The following is an 18,583-nucleotide window of genomic DNA, read 5'->3' on the forward strand; positions in this document are numbered from 1 at the left end:
TGATAACGTAATAAAATACAAAGCGTTACGCGACGGTAAACGACCGGACGTTCGACGGTGGTGCAGCCGGAGCCGGCTTGCCCGCTCGGGTCGGGGTGCCTAGAGGTTCGCGCCATGCTTGCCCGCCTCGACCATGTCCGCAACTGGATCTTCGATCTCGACAATACGCTGTACCCGGCGAGCGCTGACCTGTTCGCGCAGGTCGACGCGCGGATGACCGGGTTCATCCAGGATCTGCTCGGGCTCGAGCATGACGAGGCGCGGCGCGTGCAGAAGGGGTATTTCCACAACCACGGCACGACGCTGTCAGGGCTGATGACCGAGCATCATGTCGATCCGCATGCGTTCCTGGCGCACGTCCACGATATCGAGATGGACGTGATCGAGCATGACGCGCCGCTGGTCGCGGCGATCGCCAAGCTGCCCGGGCGCAAGCTCGTCTTCACCAACGGCGATACACCTTACGCGACGCGCATCCTCGACCGGCTGGGCCTGAGCGAAAGCTTCGAGGCGATCCACGATATCCACGCGATGAACCTGATGCCGAAGCCGCATGCGTCCGCCTATGCCGGGTTCTGCGCGGCGTTCGACATAGACCCGACGGAATCGCTGTTCGCCGACGACATGGCGCGCAACCTGACGCCCGCCAAGGCGATCGGGATGACCACGGTCTGGATCGACAACGGCTCCGAGCAGTCGCCGGATGTTGCGCGCGATCACATCGATTTTACCGTGCCCGTGCTTGCGCCGTGGCTCGAAACCATCCTGGAGACATCATGACCTTGCAGACCATCATCGACGCCGCCTGGGACGACCGCGCGAACCTGGGTTTTGACACGAAGGGCGAGGTACGCGACGCGGTCGACAGCGCGCTGGCGATGCTGGACGCCGGCACCGCGCGTGTCGCTGAGCCCGTGGATGGCGGCTGGCAGGTCAACCAGTGGCTCAAAAAGGCCGTGCTGCTGTCGTTTCGGCTCAACGACAATGTCGTGATCGATGGCGGTTCGGCCGGCGCCCCGGCGTTCGACAAGGTGCCGTCGAAGTTCGCCGGCTGGGGCGAGCCCGAGTTCCGCGCGGCGGGTATCCGCGTCGTGCCCGGTGCGGTCGCGCGGCGCGGGAGCTTCATCGCCAAGGGTGCGATCCTGATGCCGAGCTTCGTCAACATCGGCGCCCATGTCGGCGAGGGCACGATGGTCGACGCCTGGGCGACGGTCGGGTCGTGCGCGCAGATCGGCAAGAACGTCCATCTGTCGGGCGGTGCCGGCATCGGCGGCGTACTCGAGCCGTTGCAGGCGGACCCGGTCATCATCGGCGACGGCGCGTTCATCGGCGCGCGTGCCGAAGTGGCCGAGGGCGTCCGCGTCGGCGAGGGCGCGGTGCTGTCGATGGGCGTGTATCTGGGCGCATCGACCAAGATCATCGACCGCGCGACCGGCGAAGTGTTCAAGGGCGAAGTGCCACCCTATGCCGTGGTCGTGCCGGGTTCGATCGGCGGCGGAGACGGCAACCCGGCGCTGTATTGCGCCGTGATCGTCAAGCGCGTCGACGCACAGACGCGCTCCAAGACCAGCATCAACGACCTGTTGCGGGACTGACGGCTCGATGCCCACGTCTCGTCCCGACGACCCCGGTGTCGTCTCGACAACGCGGCGGGCGCTGCCTATCCGGTGTTAAACATTCCGAGGAGAACTATTTTGACCGCTGCCGCCAGCCAGGTACTCGACCGCGTCCTCGTCCTTGAAATGGTCCGCGTGACCGAGGCCGCTGCGATCGCCGCCTCCACGCTCGTCGGTCGTGGCGACGAAAAGGCCGCCGATGCCGCCGCCGTCGAGGCGATGCGCGAGGCGCTCAATTCGCTGTACATGGACGGCACCGTCGTGATCGGCGAGGGCGAGCGCGACGAGGCGCCGATGCTGTTCATCGGCGAGAAGGTCGGTTCCGCGATCGGCACGGGCCCGAAGATCGACATCGCGCTCGATCCGCTGGAAGGCACGACGATCTGCGCGACCGCGGGGCCGAACAGCCTCGCCGTGCTGGCGATCGCCGAAGAGGGCGGGCTGCTCAACGCACCCGACGTCTACATGGACAAGATCGCGGTCGGGCCGGGCTATCCCGAGGGTATCATCGACCTCGACAAGACTCCGACCCAGAACATCATGGCGGTTGCGGCCGCAAAGGGCGTGCCGGCGCGCGATCTGATCGTGTGCGTGCTCGACCGGCCGCGTCACGAGGCGATGATCGCCGAACTGCGTCAGGTCGGCTGCGGCATCATGCTGATAGGTGACGGCGACGTCGCGGGCGTGATCGCGACGTCGGATCCCGAGACCACGGTCGACGTGTATATGGGTTCGGGCGGTGCTCCCGAAGGCGTGCTGGCATGCGCGGCGCTGCGCTGCGTCGGTGGCCAGTTCAAGGGCCGCCTGCTGTTCCGCAACGACGACGAGCGCGGCCGTGCGGCAAAGTGGGGGATCACCGACCTCGACAAGCAGTACGACCTGTCCGAGATGGCCAAGGGCGACTGCATCTTCGCCGCGACCGGGGTTACCGATGGCTCGCTGCTGGCCGGCGTGAAGCGGAAGAAGGGCAAGATGACCACGGAGAGCGTCGTGATGCGCGCCTCGTCGGGCACAGTCCGCTGGGTCAAGGGCGAACATCGCACCGATTGAACCAACAGTACCGCCCCGGCGAAGGCCGGGGTCCAATTGGGGAACGTCGCTAAAGAAGCGATGCGAATCTTTACTGCGGACGTTCCAATTGGGCCCCGGCCTTCGCCGGGGTGGAGTGCTGGGCTAGGGTGGTGAACCAAACACCATGTTTCCCCGCGAAGGCGGGGATCCAGACTGGGCTCCCGCCTTCGCGGGAGAACAAGGACGTGGCGGGTTACGATCTTCGTACCACCGCTCAACGCTTCACAAAGACTTCCGCAGCGTCAGTTCTTCATCCGCCAGCCGGTCTTGAAGATCCAGGCGATCGCGATCAGGCACGCCGCCAGGAAGCCCGCCGTCACCGCGAGGCTGACGCCCACCGCGACGTCGCCTTGCCCGAAGAAGCTCCAGCGGAAACCGCTCACCAGATACACGACCGGGTTGAACAGGCTGACCGTGCGCCACGGCTGCGGCAACATGTCGATCGAGTAGAAGGCGCCGCCGAGGAAGGTCAGCGGCGTGATCAGCAGCGCGGGCACGAAGTTCAGCTGCTCGAAGCCGTTGGCCCACACGCCGATGATAAACCCGAACAGGCTGAACGCCACCGCGGTCAGGATCAGGAAGGCGATCATTGCGAGCGGATGCTCGATCCTTAGCGGTACGAAGAACGCCGCGGTCGCCAGAATGATCAGGCCGATGATCACCGACTTGGTGGTCGCCGCGCCGACATAGCCGATCACCATCTCCATCGCCGAGACGGGCGCGGAGAGCAGTTCGTAGATCGTGCCGGTGAATTTGGGGAAGTAAATGCCGATCGACGCGTTCGCGATGCTCTGCGTCAGCAACGACAGCATGATCAGCCCGGGAACGATGAAGCTACCGTAATCGACGCCGCCGACGGTTTGCATCCGGCTGCCGATCGCACCGCCGAAGACGATGAAATACAGCGATGTCGTGAGCACGGGGGTGACGAGGCTCTGCCACAGCGTGCGAAGCCCCCGCGCCATTTCGAAGCGATAGATCGCCCAGATGCCATGCCAGTTGAGGAAGGGGGCGTTCATGCGCGGTCTCCGACGAGATCGACGAAGATGTCTTCGAGACTCGACTTGCTGGTTTCGAGGTCCTTGAAGCCGATGCTGAGTTCGCTGAGTTTGCGCAGCAACGACGGGATACCGGTGTGGTCGGCCTGCGCGTCGAACACGTAGCGCAGGCGCTTGCCGTCGTCCTCCAACGACAGGTCCCACTCCGCCAGTTCCGGCGGGATCGTCGTCATCGAATCCTGCAGCGCGATGTCGAGTTCGCGCTTGCCGAGCTTCTTCATCAGCGACGCCTTGTCGTCGACGAGCAGCAGCTTGCCCTTGTCGATCACGCCGACGCGGTCGGCCATTTCCTCGGCCTCCTCAATATAGTGCGTCGTCAGGATGATCGTCGTGCCGCCTTCGCGCAGGCGGTGGACCAGCTTCCACATGTCACGACGCAGGGCGACATCGACGCCGGCGGTGGGTTCGTCGAGGAACAGGATTTCGGGTTCGTGCGCGAGCGCCTTTGCGATCAGCACGCGGCGTTTCATGCCGCCCGACAGTTCGCGGATCTTCGCGTCGCGCTTGTCCCAGAGCGAGAGGTCGCGGAGCACCTGTTCGATATAGTCGCTATGCCCTGACCGGCCGAACAGGCGGCGGCTGAAGGTGACGGTGGCGAGCACCGTCTCGAACATGTCGACGTTGAGTTCCTGCGGGACCAGGCCGATGCGGCTGCGCGCCTGCTTATAGTCGCGGATCGCGTCGTAGCCCGCGACCTTGATGGTGCCGGCCGACGGCGTGACGATGCCGCAGATGATGCTGATGAGGGTCGTCTTGCCGGCGCCGTTGGGGCCGAGGAGGGCGAAGATCTCGCCTTTTTGGATGTCGAGGTCGACCGGGTGGAGGGCAGTGGTGCCGCTCTTGTAGGTCTTGGTGACGCCCGCGACGGACAGGATCGGTTCGGTCATAGGCACCCCTTTTTCGTGGGTGTCAGATGGGGTGTGGGGGGTGAGAATGATAGGGGCGGCCATCCCATTCCCGTCAGCCACCCCGTCATGCCGGGCTTGTTCCGGCATCCACCCTTCCGCGTATCAGCTGCCTGAGAGTTTGCGGAACGGTGGACCCCGGAACCAGTCCGGGGTGACGGAGTGGGTGGGGTTAGCTTACGCGAGCTGCGGCTACCGCCTTTTGGAGGTCCTCCAGCGGGAGCGCGCCCGACAACACTCGGTCGCCAACCACCCAGCTCGGGGTGCCGGTCATGCCGAGCTTGGCAGCGGTTTCCATGTTCTTGGCGATTTCCGCGTCGGCGGTCTTGGTGAAGCTCGCCTGTGTCGTGTCGACGCCCGCCTTGCTCGCTGCCGCGGCGATCGAGGCGTCGCTGACCGGGCCGGCGGCGTAGAGCGCGTCGTGGAAGGTAGCGAACTTGCCCTGTTGTGCGGCGGCCAGGCTGGCGCGCGCAGCGATGCGGCTTTCTGCGCTGAGGATCGGGAGTTCGCGGAAGACCACGCGGACCTGCGGGTCGGCGGCGATGAGCTTGGCGATCATCGGCAGGCTCGCGCGACAGTATCCGCAATTATAGTCGAAATACTCGACCAGCGTGACGTCGCCCTTGGGGTTGCCGGCCCACGCGCTGCCGAACGGCGTGACAATCGCGTCGCGGTTGGCGGTGACGGTCTTGCCGGACTCGCGGTCGCGCAGCTTGTCCATCGCTTCGGGGAGGATCTCGGGGTGCGCCAGGACATAGTCGTGGACGATCGCTTCGACCTGCGCGCGCTCGACGCCGCCGCCGTGGCGGTCATAGCCCCAGACCGCAAGGCCTCCGATGACGGCGCTCGCGGCTGCGATGGCCGGGAATGTGAATTTGCTCATTTGCGGCGCTTATACTGCTTGGGATTGTCGTCCATCTCGTTCTGCGCGGCCATCGCGATATCCTGTGCGCGGATCCAGTCGGTCGTGTTCGCGGGGATGTTCGCCAGCGCATATTGCGCGCTCGCCGACGCGGTCCGCATGTCGCCGCCCATGCTGGCACGCTCGGCGGTGGCGAGCGCCGCGCGCGCGGTGTCGCCGGTCAGCTCGTAGACCGTGCCGAGTTGCATCCAGGCGAACGGGTTCTGGTCGTCGCGGCCGACCGCGGTGCGCAGGACCCTAGTGGCCTCGGGGTAGTTCGCTTTGTTCTCGGTCGCGATCAGCGCGTGGCCAAAGGTGGTGGCGATCAGCGGGTTGTTGCGCGAACCCTCCGTGGCTTCGCGCAAGGGGACCAGCGATTCGGTCGGCTTGCCGGCCTCGAGCAGGATCTGCCCCTTGATTTCGAGGAAATACGGGTCGGTGGGCTCGGCCTTCACCAGCGCGTTGGCCTCGGCATCGGCTTTGTCGGGGTAGCCGGCTTTGTGATACGCGTAGGCGCGGGCGTAGTGCGCGTAGATCGACTGGTTGCTGGGCGGGTAGGCTTGGAGCGTCTGGTCGGCGGGCATGACGTAGCCGGCGAGCTTGGCTTTCACGCGGCGGAAGCGTTCTTCGAGGGCCGCGTCGGGCTTGTTGGCCCAGGCGGGGGAGGCTTGCAGGTCGGCGGTGAGCGTTGCGACGCGTTCGCCCGAAAGGGGATGCGACTGCATGAACGGATCGATGTTGGCGGTGCCGAAGCGATACTCCTGCTGCTGCAATTTCTTGAAGAAGCTGAGCATGCCGCGGCCCGTGATGTTGGCCTCGCGGAGGAATTTCGCGCCGGTCGCGTCCGCGGTCGATTCCTGGACGCGGCTGAACGACAGGTAGCTGCCCATCGCAGCCTGTTGGCCCGCCGCCATGATACCGGCGCCTGCCTCTCCGCTGCCGGCCGCCATCGCGGCGAGGCCGAGGACCATCGAGAGCAGGTACATGCCCATTGCCGGCTTGGTGCCGCGGTCGGCGAGGACGACATGGCCGTCGGCGATGTGGCCGAGCTCGTGCGCGATCACGCCCTGGACTTCGTTGGCGTTGTCGGCGGCCTGGAGCAGTCCTGAATGGACATAGACGGTCTGGCCGCCGGCGACGAACGCGTTGATCGACTCGTCGTTGATCAGGACGACCTTCACGTCGCGCGTCGACAGGCCGGCCGCCTTGACGAGCGGGTTCGCCATCTCCGCGAACATGGTTTCGGTCTCGGCGTCGCGGAGGATCGACTGGGCCTGGAGAGGCTGCGTCCATAGAAGGAGGGCGGTGGCTGCGGCGGCTACTAGGCGCTTCATTTTGCGGGTTATCGTCGATTGGGGGCGGGGGGGCAATGGTCGTGCGGTAAGGGGTGCGGTGGAGTGAAGTTCACAAAGTGCAGACGCTGGGAGCGTTTCTGCGGGTTGGGGGAGTGCGGTTGGCATTGGGGAGGGGAGCAGGGTTTGATGGTGTAGGACAGGGGTTAGGAGGGGGCTTCTAGGAGGCGTTGCGCTGGTTCGATCCTAGACGCGCGGCGTCGCACGTTAGGTGTCACGCCCGCACCGATCACCTCCCCGGCGGAGGCCGGGGTCCAGTTGAGGAGCGTTGCTAACTGGGGGTGGCGCTTCGTTATTGCCACCTTTCCAACTGGGCCCCGGCCTTCGCCGGGGTGGTGTCGGGTGGTGTCGGGTGGTGTCGGGTGGTGGGAGGGGCCCCCTCACTAGCGGACCCAAACTTCGCATCGCCCTCGTGTCTTGTTCACCCGCGAAGGCGGGTGCCCAGTCTGGGTCCCCGCCTTCGCGGGGAAACAAGCTTTTTTCGTCGCCATGGGGGCGTTGGACGTTCACGGCCACCATGCGGCCGGACGATCGCCCCCTCCACAAACGAAAACGGGCGCGGCCTTTCGGTCGCGCCCGTTCTCTGGTTCAGCGTCCGGCGTTAGCCGAAGGTGCGCTGCCACCAGCCGCGGCGGGGGGCGCCGTCGGGGTCGTCATTGGTGCCCTCGTTGCTGTCCCCGTCGCTACGGGGCGTCGCGACGTCCTGTGGCTGGACTTCAGCCTTGGGCGGGACGGTCTCGATCGGCGTGGCGAGCGGCTCGCTGCTCGGGGCGACGTCGCCGGCGTCGACGATGGCGGCCTTGCGGGGACGACCGCGCGGCTTGGCAGCCTTGGCAGGCGCTTCCTCGACGACCGGCGTTTCCACCGCGGCGTCCGACGCCTTGCGACGCGCACGCTTCGGCTTGGGGGCCGAGGCTTCGATGGTCTCGGCAGGCGTTGCGCTCACCTCGTCCATCGTGGCGTCGGCGACCGCGGCGCGACGACGACGGCCTGCCTTCGGTGCAACCGGCTCGGCCGCGACGGGCTCCGGAACGACCAGTTCCGGAGCGATGGGCTCGGGAACGACCGGCTCGGGAACCACCGGCTCCGGCGTGACCGTCTCGGCTTCCGCCTCGACCGCGCGGGGCTTGCGACTGCGGCGTGCCTTCGGGGCTGCCTCAGCGACCGCTTCGGCGATGTTCGCCGCCGCGGCTGCCGCCCGCGCCCGAGGACGACGACGCATCTTCGGACTCTCGACCGCTTCCGCGACCGGGGCTTCCTCGACGGCCGGCTCTTGCACCGGCTCGTAAGGCGGCTCGGCATAGGTCGACTCGACCGGCTCATACGGCTCGGGCTCAGGTGCCTCGGCGATCAGCTGGGCATCGTCGATGCTGCTGACGGCGATCGACTGGCCGTTCTGCCCGTTGCCCTGCCCATTACCCTGTTCGTTGCGACGACCGCCACGACGACCGCGACGGCCGCGACGACGACGGCCTTCGCCCTCGACGCCGTTCGCCTGATCGGCAGAAGCGCCGTCCTCGACCGCTTCGCCACCGCCGACTTCGACGATGTCGCCCTCGACCTCGTCGATTTCCTCGACGTTGGTGTCGGCGTCCTCGAAAGTACCATCCTCGTTGACGCCCTCTGCGGCACCTTCCTCACCCGGACGCGCGCGACCGCGACGGCCGCGGCGACGACGGCGCTTCTTGCCGCCCTCGCCATCGGCATCTCGACCCTCGCGGGGCGCACGCTGCTCGCCGTTGCCCTCGCGGGGCTCACGCCCCCCCTCACGACGGCGCGGCTGCTCGGCTTCGGCCTCTTCGACCTCGTCCTCCTCGATCTCGTCCTCGATCTCCTCGGGGAGGTCGTCCTCGTCTTCCTCGATAATCTGGACGAACTTCGGCGCGTGCGCGGGCGGTGGGCCACTGGCCTCGACCGTCATGTGCGCGCCTTCCTCGTCCTGGCCGGGGATGATCTCGACGATCACGCCGTAGCGATCCTCGATCTCCGAGATGTCGGCGCGCTTGCGGTTAAGGATGTAGACCGCGGCTTCCTGGCTGGCGCGCAGGGTGAGCAGCGACCCGCGACCGCGGGCGGCCTCGTCCTCGATAAGGCGAAGCGCTGAGATGCCCGACGAGGACGCGGTACGGACCAGGCCGGTGCCTTCGCAATGCGGGCAGGGGCGCGTGGACGCTTCGAGCACGCCGGTGCGCAGACGCTGGCGGCTCATTTCCATGAGGCCGAACGACGAGATGCGGCCGATCTGGATGCGCGCGCGATCGTTCTTGAGCGCCTCCTTCATCGCCTTTTCGACCTTACGGACGTTGGAATTGTTATCCATGTCGATGAAGTCGATGACGACGAGCCCGGCCATGTCGCGCAGGCGGAGCTGGCGGCCGATTTCCTGGGCGGCCTCGAGGTTTGTCGCGGTCGCGGTCTGCTCGATCGAATGCTCGCGCGTCGAACGACCCGAGTTGATGTCGATCGAGACGAGCGCCTCGGTCGGGTTGATGACGAGGTAGCCACCCGACTTCAGCTGGACGACGGGGTGGTACATCGCGGCAAGCTGATCCTCGACGCCGGCGCGCTGGAACAGGGGAACCGGATCGGCGTAATGCTTGATGCGACGGGCGTGCGTCGGCATCAGCAGGCGCATGAACTCGCGCGCCTGGCGATAGCCGTCCTCGCCCTCGACGATGACCTCTTCGATTTCCTTGTTGTAGATGTCGCGGATCGCCCGCTTGATCAGGTCGCTGTCGCCGTAGACTAGCGCGGGGGCCGACGCATTCAGCGTGGCCTCGCGGATGCCGTCCCAGAGACGTGCGAGGTAATCGAAGTCGCGCTTGATCTCGACCTTCGAGCGCTGGAGGCCCGCGGTGCGGACGATGCAGCCCATCGATGGCGGCAACTGCATGTCGGCCATGATCGTCTTGAGACGCTTGCGATCGCCCGCGTTGCTGATCTTGCGCGAAATGCCGCCGCCGTGGCTCGTGTTCGGCATCAGCACGCAGTAGCGGCCGGCGAGCGACAGGTATGTGGTCAGCGCGGCGCCCTTGTTGCCGCGCTCCTCCTTGACGACCTGGACGAGCAGCACCTGGCGGCGATGGATCACGTCCTGGATCTTGTAGCGGCGGCGTAGGTTCATGCGACGCTCGCGCAGGTCTTCCACGGCTGCATCGTCGCCGTTCGACTTGCGTTTCCGTCGCGGGGCCTCACCCGAGTCTGGGCCGCCTTCAAGCTCGTCGGCGACGTCGGGATCTACCCCGCCATCGTCCTCGAAGCGCTCGATGTCGTCCTCGTCGTCACCCTCTTCGTCGTCCGAGTCGTAGTCGGCACGCAGCGCGGCTTCCTCGGCGGCGTGCTCGGCTTCTTCGCGAAGTAGCGCGTCGCGATCTTCCTTGGGAATCTGGTAGTAATCGGGGTGGATCTCGCTGAACGCGAGGAAGCCGTGGCGATTGCCGCCGTAATCGATAAACGCCGCCTGGAGCGACGGCTCGACCCGCGTGACCTTGGCGAGGTAGATATTGCCCTTGAGCTGCTTGCGTTCGGCACTCTCGAAATCGAATTCCTCGATCCGGTTACCCTTGACGACTGCGATCCGGGTTTCTTCCCGGTGGCGTGCGTCGATCAGCATGCGCGTTGTCATTATAGATTCTCCGCGCGCGCGCCGGGCCTGTCGGCAGCCGTCGCGCGCAAGATGGTGGGGCGGTCGGACACGGACGTCCTGACTCGCGGAAGGTATGCGAAACTGCCTCTGCTCGGCGCGCATGCCGCGGGAACTCTCCCTGCGGCGCCCGCACGACCGCGATCCCGTCGGCGAAGGCCGGTCGGAGAGCGGGGCGGGGGGAATGCGTCATTCGAGCGTCAACCTGAATTGCCGCGCCGGCGAGGATCCGCAGGCGGGCGTCGAGACCGGCGCGTCGCTGGTATAAAACTAGGCGACACACGGCTGTACGACAGGACTAGCACTGCATACCCGATCTCGCAACTAGGCCGACATCGGCCGCTTTCCAGCGCATTTCGGCGCGAAATCGGGGCGGGAAGGCGCAGACTTGCCGGAGCGGCAGAGCCTTGCCGGCCCATACGTGGCAAACGGCGAATTAACCGCACTGCGCAACCGCGTCTTGTGATGCGCAGTCGTATCGCTCGCTCACAGTGATCGGATGTATCGATCAAATGGGGTGTAGCATGGGTTTTCTCTGGACCGGCGGCAGGTCCGCACGGCAAGGGCGCGGGGTGTTCACCATACTCGCCCTCATGGCCGGCTGGCTGTCGAGCGTCCCCGCCTGGGCGGCGACCGTGCAGAGCGTCGCGGTCAGGGACGGGCGGATCGTCATCCGCTTTGACGAGGCGGTCGGGAACGCGGCCAGCCGGATCCTGACCGGACAGCATCAGATCGCGGTCGACGTGTCGGGTGCTACTCCGGGGCGGGAGGTCGCCGGGCGCGGGCTGGTTACCGGCGTCGCGCAGATGCGCAGCGGCCGGTCGGGGATGCGGATCGTGTTCGACCTGGCCGAGCCGGCGATCGTCACCGACGGCGGGTTCGACCCCGACGGGCGCGAGTTGACGCTGGCGCTGCGCAAGGTCGACGACGACCAGTTCGCGCAGGCCGGGATCGCCGGGCCGCTCAACTTCTTTCCGTTCAATTTCGGCGCGGCCTCGCGGCCCAAATACAAGGTGTCGGTCGCGGTGCCGCCCAAGGCCCGGGGGATGCGGCTGCCGCGCGTGCAGGGCGACGACACGCGGCCGCTGGTGGTGATCGATGCGGGGCATGGCGGCGTCGATCCGGGCGCGATCGGGCCAAACGGGCTGCGCGAGAAGGACGTGACGCTGAAGGTGGCAAAGGCGATCCGCGACGAGTTGCTCGCCTCCGGCCGGGTGCGCGTGGCGCTGACCCGCGAGGACGACCGCTATCTCGTCCTGCGCGAGCGGTACGGCGTGGCGCGGCGGTTGAAGGGCGACCTGTTCATCTCGATCCACTGCGACAGCACGGGGTCGGAGGATGCGACCGGGGCGACCGCCTACACGCTGTCCGAGGTGGCGTCCGACAAGGAGGCTGCGCGGCTGGCCGCGCGCGAGAACAAGGCAGACGTGATCTCGGGCGTGAATCTCGGCGAGGCGCCCGCGGACGTGTCGTCGATCCTGATCGACCTGACGCAGCGCGAGACGATGAATTCGTCGGCGACGTTCGCGCGGTTGCTCGGGCGCGAGGCGCGGCCGTTGATGCCGCTCAAGGCGAACTTCCACCGGATGGCGTCGCTGATGGTCTTGAAGGCGCCGGACATGCCGTCGATCCTGTTCGAGACGGGGTATATCTCGAACCCGCAGGACGCGGCGTTTTTGGATAGCAGCGAGGGGCGGCACCGGATCGCGGAGAGCGTGACGCGGGCGGTCGAGGTGCATTTCGCGCGGCGGATGGCGACGCGGTAGAGTTCAGGAGAGAGCAACCTGCCCTTCGCGGGAACAACATGCTTCTGGTGCACTATGCGCTTCCTCAGCCCTCCGTCACCCCGGACCTGTTCCGGGGTCCACGGTTCCGCAAACTCGCGTCTCTCGATCATGCGGCACGGTGGATGCCGGAACAAGCCCGGTATGACGGAGGGGGGCGGTAGTTGCGCTCCAAGAGCTTACCCGGCATTCGGAAGCCTGAATTTTCAGGACACACCAGATGGCCGACACGACGCGGGGCGTATCCGACACCGGCCCCGAAACCAGCATGCGAGAACTGACGTTCCGCGGGATCGTGCTCGGCGGGATCATCACGCTGCTGTTCACCGCGGCGAACGTCTATCTCGGGCTCAAGATCGGGCTGACGTTCGCGACCTCGATCCCGGCCGCGGTGATCTCGATGGCGGTGCTGCGGCTGTTCAAGGATTCGACGATCCTCGAGAACAACATCGTCCAGACGATCGCGTCCGCCGCGGGGACGCTGGCGGCGATCATCTTCGTGTTGCCGGGCCTCGTGATGATCGGCTGGTGGCAGGGCTTTCCGTTCTTCACCACCGCAGCGATCACGATGTTCGGCGGCGTGCTCGGCGTGCTGTTCTCGGTACCGCTGCGCCGTGCGCTCGTCGTCGACACCGTGCTGCCGTATCCGGAAGGCCGCGCGGCCGCGGAGGTGCTGAAGGTCGGCGCGGGGAGTCGCGAAGGCGGTGAGGAGAGCGCGCGCGGGCTCGGCATCATCGTCGCCAACGCGGTCGTCTCGGCCGGGTTCGCGATCCTGACGCAGACCAAGCTGGTCGCTGCCGAGGCTGCGACGTGGTTTCGCGTCGGTGCGGGCGCGACCGGGATCTCGGGCGGGCTGTCGTTCGCGTTGCTCGGCGCGGGGCATCTGGTCGGCATCTCGGTCGGCATGGCGATGTTTGCGGGCGTGGTGATCGGCTGGTGGATCCTGCTGCCGATTCTCACCTCTGGCGGGAGCGTCACCGGGACCGCTGAGGTCATCGCTACAACGGTATTCCGCTCGGACGTTCGGTTTTTCGGCGCGGGCGTGATCGGGGTGGCGGCGATCTGGACGTTGCTTAAGATCGCCGGTCCCGTCGTTGGCGGTGTGCGTTCGGCGCTGGCGGCATCGGCGGCCAAGCGCGGCGGCGAAGTGCTGGCGCTGGAGGAGCGCGACATTCCGATCGGGATCGTCGGCATCGCCTCGCTGGCGATGCTGGTGCCGATCGGCATCCTGCTCTGGACCGTCTTGCAGGGCGGGCCGCTGGAGGCGTCGGCGATCGGGCTGATCGCGGGCAGCCTGGTGTTCATCCTGGTCATCGGCCTCGTGATCGCAGCGGTGTGCGGGTACATGGCCGGGCTGATCGGCGCGTCGAACTCGCCGGTGTCGGGGATCGGCATCCTCGCCATCCTGGCAGCATCGATCCTGCTGGTGTCGTGGTTCGGCCGGGCGGTCGAGCCGGGGACGACGCAGGCCTTGGTCGCCTACGGGCTGATCGTGACGGGCATCGTGTTCGGGATCGCGACGATCTCGAACGACAATCTGCAGGATCTGAAGACCGGGCAGCTGGTCGGTGCGACGCCGTGGAAACAGCAGGTCGCGTTGCTGATCGGCGTGGTGTTCGGGTCGATCGTGGTGCCGCCGGTGTTGAACTTGCTAGGGAGTACGCTTGGGTTTGCCGGTGCGCCGGGGGCAGGGCCGAACGCGCTGGCGGCGCCCCAGGCGGCGTTGATCTCGGCACTGGCGAAGGGCGTTCTCGGGGGCAATCTCAACTGGGCGATGATTGGCTATGGCGCGCTGACCGGCGTGGTTGTGATCGCGGTCGACGAGCTGCTCGGCAAGGCGGGGAAGCTGCGGTTGCCGCCACTGGGCGTCGGGCTTGGTGTGTATCTGCCGATGTCGGTGACGTTGCCGGTGACGATCGGGGCGGTCGTGGGGTTTGCGTATGATCGTTGGGCGGACCGGGCTCGCGATCCTGAACTGGCCAAGCGGATGGGTGTGCTGACCGCAACCGGGATGATCGTCGGGGAGTCGCTTTGGGGCGTTGGGTTTGCGGGGATCGTGTATTTGACCAACAAGGAGACGCCGCTGGCGCTGGTCGGCGATGGGTTCGCGAGTTTTGCGCTGGTTGGCGGGACGCTGCTGTTTGCGGTGCTGACGTGGGTGATGTACCGGCGGACGATGTCGGCTTCCCAGTAATTGCAATCGTCATGCCGGACTTGTTCCGGCATCCACCGTGCCGCATTCTCTCAAGCTATCGAGTACCGGGACGGGTGGACCCCGGAACAAGCCCGGGGTGACGGAGAAGGATGTTTGTCGCCCCGCGAAGGCGGGGATCCAGACTGGGCTCCCGCCTTCGGGAGAACGAGATTGGGTTGGGACCTTCGCCCATTCCACCACCCCGGCGGAGGCCGGGGCCCAATTGGAAAGGTGGGAATAACGGAACGCTGCCCGTTGTTAGCAGCGTTCCCCGATTGGGCCACGGCCTTCGCCGGGGTGGTTGTCTACTAGGTCGGGGTGCGCCTATCCCCCCTTCACTTCATCGCGGCAAGCATGTCCTTGATCGGCACGAATGCGAACCCGACCGAACTGTCCGCGATCCCGTACGGCATGAAGATCGTATCGCCATGCTTCAGCGCCCCGCAGCTATAGACGACGTTGGGCACATAGCCCTCGCGGTCCTGATCCTTCGCCGCCAGGATCGGCTGCTTCGTCCGGCCGATGACCTTCGACGGATCGTCCTTGTCGAGCAGCACCGCGCCGATCGAATATTTGCGCATCGCACCGACGCCGTGCGTCAGCAGCAGCCAGCCCTCGTCGAGCTCGATCGGCGGGCCGCAATTGCCGATCTGGACCAGCTCCCACGGATATTCCGGCGTCAGGATCTTTTCGCCGTCGTCCCAGTCGGTCAGCGTGTCGGACTTGAGCAGGAACAGGTTCTCGCCGTCCTGCCGGCCGATCATCATGTACTGGCCGTTCACCTTGCGCGGGAACAACGCCATGCCCTTGTTGCGCGCGGCGGGGCCAGTCATCGGCACGAGGTCGAACGCGCGGAAATCGCGGGTGCGCATCAGCTCGGACTGGATCACCGAGCCGTTATACGCGGTGTAGGTGCCGATCCACTCATAGTCGCCGTCCTCGTGCTGGAACCGGACGATGCGCAGATCCTCGAGCCCCTTCGACTGCGCCTGCGTGATCGGGAAGATAACCGTGCCGCTCAGCGTGCTGTCGCGGTGGCGATATACGGTGACGGGGCCGATCGGCATCTCGTCCTCGCCGCTGCCGACCGCGTCGGTCGCGGTCGCAAACGGGGGCTCGGGCGCGAGCTTCATCTGGTTTTCGCAGGTGATGATGCCCTCGCGAAACGCGACCGACGAGATGTGACCTTCGCCGACCGCGCGCAAGCTCATCAGGATCCGCATCGACCCAGGCGGCATGCCCGACTGGTCGAAATGCGGCACCGCGCTCGGGTTCATCAGCGCGGCCGCGGCATAGCTGTATTCGTGGCAGAAATACGCGCCGATCAGCTGGCGCTTCTCGTCGCCGATCTCCGCGCCGTTCAGCCCGAGCATATCCTCGATCTGGTCGTAGCGCGTCATGAACACGCGCCGCGTCTGCCAGTGGCGTGCTTCGAAATCCTTCAGCACGACCTCGAGCTGCGCACGCGCCTGTGCGGGCGACATTTCCAGCACTTCGCCGACGAGCCGCTCGGTGCGGCTCGGTGCGCCGCCATGACCGCCCCAGGCGATATGGAACGGTCGCACGACGACACGCGAAGGGTCCGCGTGCAGCCGCAGCTGGTGGTTGAACAGATCCATCGTAGCAGTGCCCCGCGTCGTTCCACTCAGCGCGCCGCCCTTAGCGAGACCTGCTCCGGTCAGGCTAGGCGACGACGCGGGTGGCTCCTGCCACGCTTTGCGCTGCCTTTGATACCCCTGAAATGGCACAACTTGCGAGTTGGAGCGCCAAAATCGACTCGGCGCCCTGGTTTCGGTTGAGCCCGTTAGGCATCAAACCATCGTAGCAGCCGCCGTCAGCGACGCTGGCCAGCGGCAGGTCGAGGTCGTTGACGCCGAGGAACCAGCCGTATGCGCGCAACGCCTCGTCACGCCAGCGCACGTCTCCGGTCGCGTCATACGCCGCGGCGCACGCGTCGACGGTCGCCTGCGCCTCCAGCGGTTGCTGGTCGAACTGCAACGGCTCGGCATAGGGCCGGTTGAAGCTCTCCGAACCCACTGCGCGGAAACGACCCTCCGGCGACGTCTGCTTGGCGACGATCCAGTCGAGCGTGGCGAGGCCGCAGTCGATCAGATCCTGACGCCCGAGCGCCTGGCCAGCGCGGATCAGCGCCTGCGGGAGGCGCGTATTGTCGTAGGCGAGAACGATCTCGAACCACTGCCATTCCGGACGACGTGCCTTGGCGAGCAGGTCGAGATGGACCTTCGGGAAGGCTTCGAGGATCGAGAGCGACAGCTGATGGCCGGGCTTGGCCTCCAGCATCGCCGCCGCACCGAGCATCGCGAAGGCCTGCGCGCGCAACGAGCCAAGTTCCAGCGCCATCGACGCAGTGGAATCGAACATGGCGGTCGCCCAGTCGCGATGCTTCGCCGCCTGCGCATCGCGCGCGGTGACGCCGAGCGACCAGAGCGTGCGGCCGTTCGAATCCTCCGACCCCGCATCCTCGCACCACGTGCGATCATAGTTCATGAAGTTGCGGAAACGACGCGTGTCCGGGTTCCACGCGTACTGCACGAACGACGCATAGATCGTCATCCACTTGTCGCGCTGAACCTCGTCGATGTCGGGGATCGCGCTCATCAGCATCAGCGCACGACAATTGTCATCGATGCAGTAGCCGTGACGACGATCGGGAACCGAATAGATCGAATGCTGGAGCATCCCGGTCGAATCGCTCATGCGCTCGACCGCCGCGAAATCAGGCTTCAGCTGTTTCAGGGGCGCCGGCACTTTCAACAGGCGAAAAGGGCGCGCCGCCACGATCGCACGGATCTCCGTCATCATCGCCTCGGCCAGCTTCGGCCAGATCATCGTGCGGCCGCGCGCATAGGCGCGTTCGGCAAGACGGTTGCGATCGCGGTCGTTCGACATCAGCGCGTCGATCTCGCGTGCGAAGGCGTCGACGTCGCCGAACGGCACGAGCACGCCGTGGCCGTCCGCAAGAATCTCGGTCGCGTGCACATAGGGCGTCGAGATGACGGGCTTGCCGACGCCGATCGCGTAGCTGAGCGTGCCCGACGTGATCTGCGCAGGATTGGTGTAGGGCGTGACATACACGTCGGCTGCCTGAAGATAGTCGAGCAGTTCGCCATGTTCGAGAAACGCATCAACGAACGAGACGTTGTCCGCGACGCCGTTCTCGACCGCCAGGGCCTTCAGCTTGTCGCGGTATTTCTCGCCTTCATAGGCGACGAGGTTCGGGTGCGAGGCACCGAGCACGACGTACAGCAGGTCGGGATGTTTCGCGATGACCGTGGGGAGCGCGTTGATGACCGTCTCGATCCCCTTGTTGGGGGCGAGCAGGCCGAACGTCAGCATGACCTTGCGGCCTTCCCAGCCGAACTTGTCCTTCAGCGTGGCGGGATCGAGCAGATCGCGATCGGGCACGCCGTGCGGGATCATGACGATCTGGCGGGCGTTGGCGCCATAGACGCGCTGCAGGATGTCGCGGCCACGTTCGGCCATCACGATTACCCGGGCGGCGCGACGCAACAACCCTTCTAGCACGCGACGCTCGTCGGCATTGGGCTTCTCGAGGATCGTGTGGAGCGTGACGATGACCGGCAGCGTGGTGCGATCGAGCAGCGCAAGGATGTGCTCGCCGGCGGGGCCGCCGAAGATGCCGTATTCGTGCTGGAGCCAGATGGCCTGCGCGCCGCTGCTCTCGATCGCGCGGGCGGTTTCGATATACGCCGAAAGATCGGGCTCGGGGATCGTACCCGTCACTTCGGTCGGATAGTCGTATTTGCCGGGATGATCGTCCATCGCATAGACGTCGACGGCGATCTCGGGGAAGCGTGCGCGCATGGCCGTGAAAACGTCGGTCGTGAAGGTGGCGATGCCGCACTGCCTCGGCAGGAAATTACCGATCAGCGCCAGTCGCGCGATATTCCCACCGTCCGCCGGTTTCACCATACCCAATCCCTTGTTTGAGCGCGAGCCTCAGGCAGAGCCGGGTCGCGCAGCAATTTAAACGGTTCAGGTAGCATAAAGTTTCATGGCATACTGCAGTGCAGCACG

At 66.1% G+C, this 18,583-nt stretch carries 13 protein-coding genes; 6 read left to right on the forward strand and 7 right to left on the reverse strand.

Features of this window, described 5'->3' with window-relative positions; translation table 11 throughout:
• Window positions 1–114 precede the first annotated feature (114 nt).
• From U1707_RS06340 to glpX, 3 genes are all read left to right on the forward strand, one after another.
• On the forward strand, window positions 115–780 hold the full coding sequence (locus tag U1707_RS06340) for a pyrimidine 5'-nucleotidase (protein ID WP_332799253.1): 666 nt from the start codon (window positions 115–117) through the stop codon (window positions 778–780).
• On the forward strand, window positions 777–1,595 hold the full coding sequence (gene dapD / locus U1707_RS06345) for a 2,3,4,5-tetrahydropyridine-2,6-dicarboxylate N-succinyltransferase (RefSeq protein WP_332799254.1): 819 nt from the start codon (window positions 777–779) through the stop codon (window positions 1,593–1,595). The genes U1707_RS06340 and dapD overlap by 4 nt, the downstream gene beginning before the upstream one ends.
• A 99-nt stretch (window positions 1,596–1,694) precedes the next feature.
• Window positions 1,695–2,666: a class II fructose-bisphosphatase gene (gene glpX / locus U1707_RS06350; protein WP_332799255.1), complete on the forward strand. Its 972-nt coding sequence runs from the start codon at window positions 1,695–1,697 to the stop codon at window positions 2,664–2,666.
• A 263-nt stretch (window positions 2,667–2,929) separates the two neighbouring features.
• On the opposite strand, the gene U1707_RS06355 is transcribed toward glpX, so the two are convergent.
• From U1707_RS06355 to U1707_RS06375, 5 genes are all read right to left on the reverse strand, one after another.
• Entirely contained in the window at window positions 2,930–3,706 is a 777-nt protein-coding gene (locus tag U1707_RS06355) for an ABC transporter permease (RefSeq protein WP_332799256.1), read from the reverse strand.
• Window positions 3,703–4,632, reverse strand: coding sequence for an ABC transporter ATP-binding protein (locus tag U1707_RS06360; protein ID WP_332799257.1), 930 nt, complete (start codon window positions 4,630–4,632; stop codon window positions 3,703–3,705). Before U1707_RS06360 ends, U1707_RS06355 begins: the two co-directional genes overlap by 4 nt.
• A gap of 190 nt (window positions 4,633–4,822) precedes the next feature.
• Window positions 4,823–5,533 carry a DsbA family protein gene (locus U1707_RS06365; protein WP_332799258.1) on the reverse strand — a complete coding sequence of 237 codons (711 nt, stop codon included), beginning with the start codon at window positions 5,531–5,533 and terminating at the stop codon, window positions 4,823–4,825.
• Window positions 5,530–6,885 (reverse strand): M48 family metalloprotease, encoded by a 1,356-nt coding sequence (locus U1707_RS06370; RefSeq protein WP_332799259.1) that lies wholly within the window; start codon window positions 6,883–6,885, stop codon window positions 5,530–5,532. The genes U1707_RS06365 and U1707_RS06370 overlap by 4 nt, the downstream gene beginning before the upstream one ends.
• A 619-nt stretch (window positions 6,886–7,504) precedes the next feature.
• Window positions 7,505–10,528: an Rne/Rng family ribonuclease gene (locus tag U1707_RS06375; protein ID WP_332799260.1), complete on the reverse strand. Its 3,024-nt coding sequence runs from the start codon at window positions 10,526–10,528 to the stop codon at window positions 7,505–7,507.
• 121 nt (window positions 10,529–10,649) lie between these two features.
• Here U1707_RS06375 and U1707_RS06380 point away from each other — a divergent pair, with 121 nt between their 5' ends.
• The 3 genes from U1707_RS06380 (at window position 10,650) to U1707_RS06390 (ending at window position 14,524) form a co-directional block, all read left to right on the forward strand.
• Window positions 10,650–10,814 carry a hypothetical protein gene (locus U1707_RS06380; RefSeq protein WP_332799261.1) on the forward strand — a complete coding sequence of 55 codons (165 nt, stop codon included), beginning with the start codon at window positions 10,650–10,652 and terminating at the stop codon, window positions 10,812–10,814.
• A 256-nt stretch (window positions 10,815–11,070) separates the two neighbouring features.
• Complete coding sequence (locus tag U1707_RS06385) at window positions 11,071–12,312, forward strand: N-acetylmuramoyl-L-alanine amidase family protein (protein WP_332799262.1); 1,242 nt, start codon at window positions 11,071–11,073, stop codon at window positions 12,310–12,312.
• Window positions 12,313–12,550: 238 nt separating this feature from the next.
• The gene (locus U1707_RS06390) at window positions 12,551–14,524 is read left to right on the forward strand and encodes an OPT family oligopeptide transporter (RefSeq protein ID WP_332799263.1); all 1,974 of its coding nucleotides are present in this window, start codon (window positions 12,551–12,553) and stop codon (window positions 14,522–14,524) included.
• A gap of 335 nt (window positions 14,525–14,859) precedes the next feature.
• On the opposite strand, the gene U1707_RS06395 is transcribed toward U1707_RS06390, so the two are convergent.
• Both U1707_RS06395 and U1707_RS06400 read right to left on the reverse strand, forming a co-directional pair.
• Window positions 14,860–16,143 (reverse strand): glycoside hydrolase family 130 protein, encoded by a 1,284-nt coding sequence (locus tag U1707_RS06395; protein WP_060526546.1) that lies wholly within the window; start codon window positions 16,141–16,143, stop codon window positions 14,860–14,862.
• Between the two features lie 64 nt (window positions 16,144–16,207).
• On the reverse strand, window positions 16,208–18,478 hold the full coding sequence (locus U1707_RS06400) for a glycosyltransferase family 4 protein (RefSeq protein WP_332799264.1): 2,271 nt from the start codon (window positions 18,476–18,478) through the stop codon (window positions 16,208–16,210).
• Between the last annotated feature and the right edge of the window lie 105 nt (window positions 18,479–18,583).

The organism is Sphingomonas sandaracina (genome assembly GCF_036663695.1).
Classification (GTDB): domain Bacteria; phylum Pseudomonadota; class Alphaproteobacteria; order Sphingomonadales; family Sphingomonadaceae; genus Sphingomonas.

What these genes read in the sequence shown, in the direction of transcription:
- U1707_RS06340 (WP_332799253.1), top strand. Translation starts at nt 115, where the DNA reads ATGCTTGCCCGCCTCGACCATGTCCGCAACTGGATCTTCGATCTCGAC.
- dapD (WP_332799254.1), top strand. Translation starts at nt 777, where the DNA reads ATGACCTTGCAGACCATCATCGACGCCGCCTGGGACGACCGCGCGAAC.
- U1707_RS06355 (WP_332799256.1), bottom strand. Translation starts at nt 3,706, where the DNA reads ATGAACGCCCCCTTCCTCAACTGGCATGGCATCTGGGCGATCTATCGC.
- U1707_RS06360 (WP_332799257.1), bottom strand. Translation starts at nt 4,632, where the DNA reads ATGACCGAACCGATCCTGTCCGTCGCGGGCGTCACCAAGACCTACAAG.
- U1707_RS06365 (WP_332799258.1), bottom strand. Translation starts at nt 5,533, where the DNA reads ATGAGCAAATTCACATTCCCGGCCATCGCAGCCGCGAGCGCCGTCATC.
- U1707_RS06370 (WP_332799259.1), bottom strand. Translation starts at nt 6,885, where the DNA reads ATGAAGCGCCTAGTAGCCGCCGCAGCCACCGCCCTCCTTCTATGGACG.
- U1707_RS06375 (WP_332799260.1), bottom strand. Translation starts at nt 10,528, where the DNA reads ATGACAACGCGCATGCTGATCGACGCACGCCACCGGGAAGAAACCCGG.
- U1707_RS06380 (WP_332799261.1), top strand. Translation starts at nt 10,650, where the DNA reads ATGCCGCGGGAACTCTCCCTGCGGCGCCCGCACGACCGCGATCCCGTC.
- U1707_RS06385 (WP_332799262.1), top strand. Translation starts at nt 11,071, where the DNA reads ATGGGTTTTCTCTGGACCGGCGGCAGGTCCGCACGGCAAGGGCGCGGG.
- U1707_RS06390 (WP_332799263.1), top strand. Translation starts at nt 12,551, where the DNA reads ATGGCCGACACGACGCGGGGCGTATCCGACACCGGCCCCGAAACCAGC.
- U1707_RS06395 (WP_060526546.1), bottom strand. Translation starts at nt 16,143, where the DNA reads ATGGATCTGTTCAACCACCAGCTGCGGCTGCACGCGGACCCTTCGCGT.
- U1707_RS06400 (WP_332799264.1), bottom strand. Translation starts at nt 18,478, where the DNA reads ATGGTGAAACCGGCGGACGGTGGGAATATCGCGCGACTGGCGCTGATC.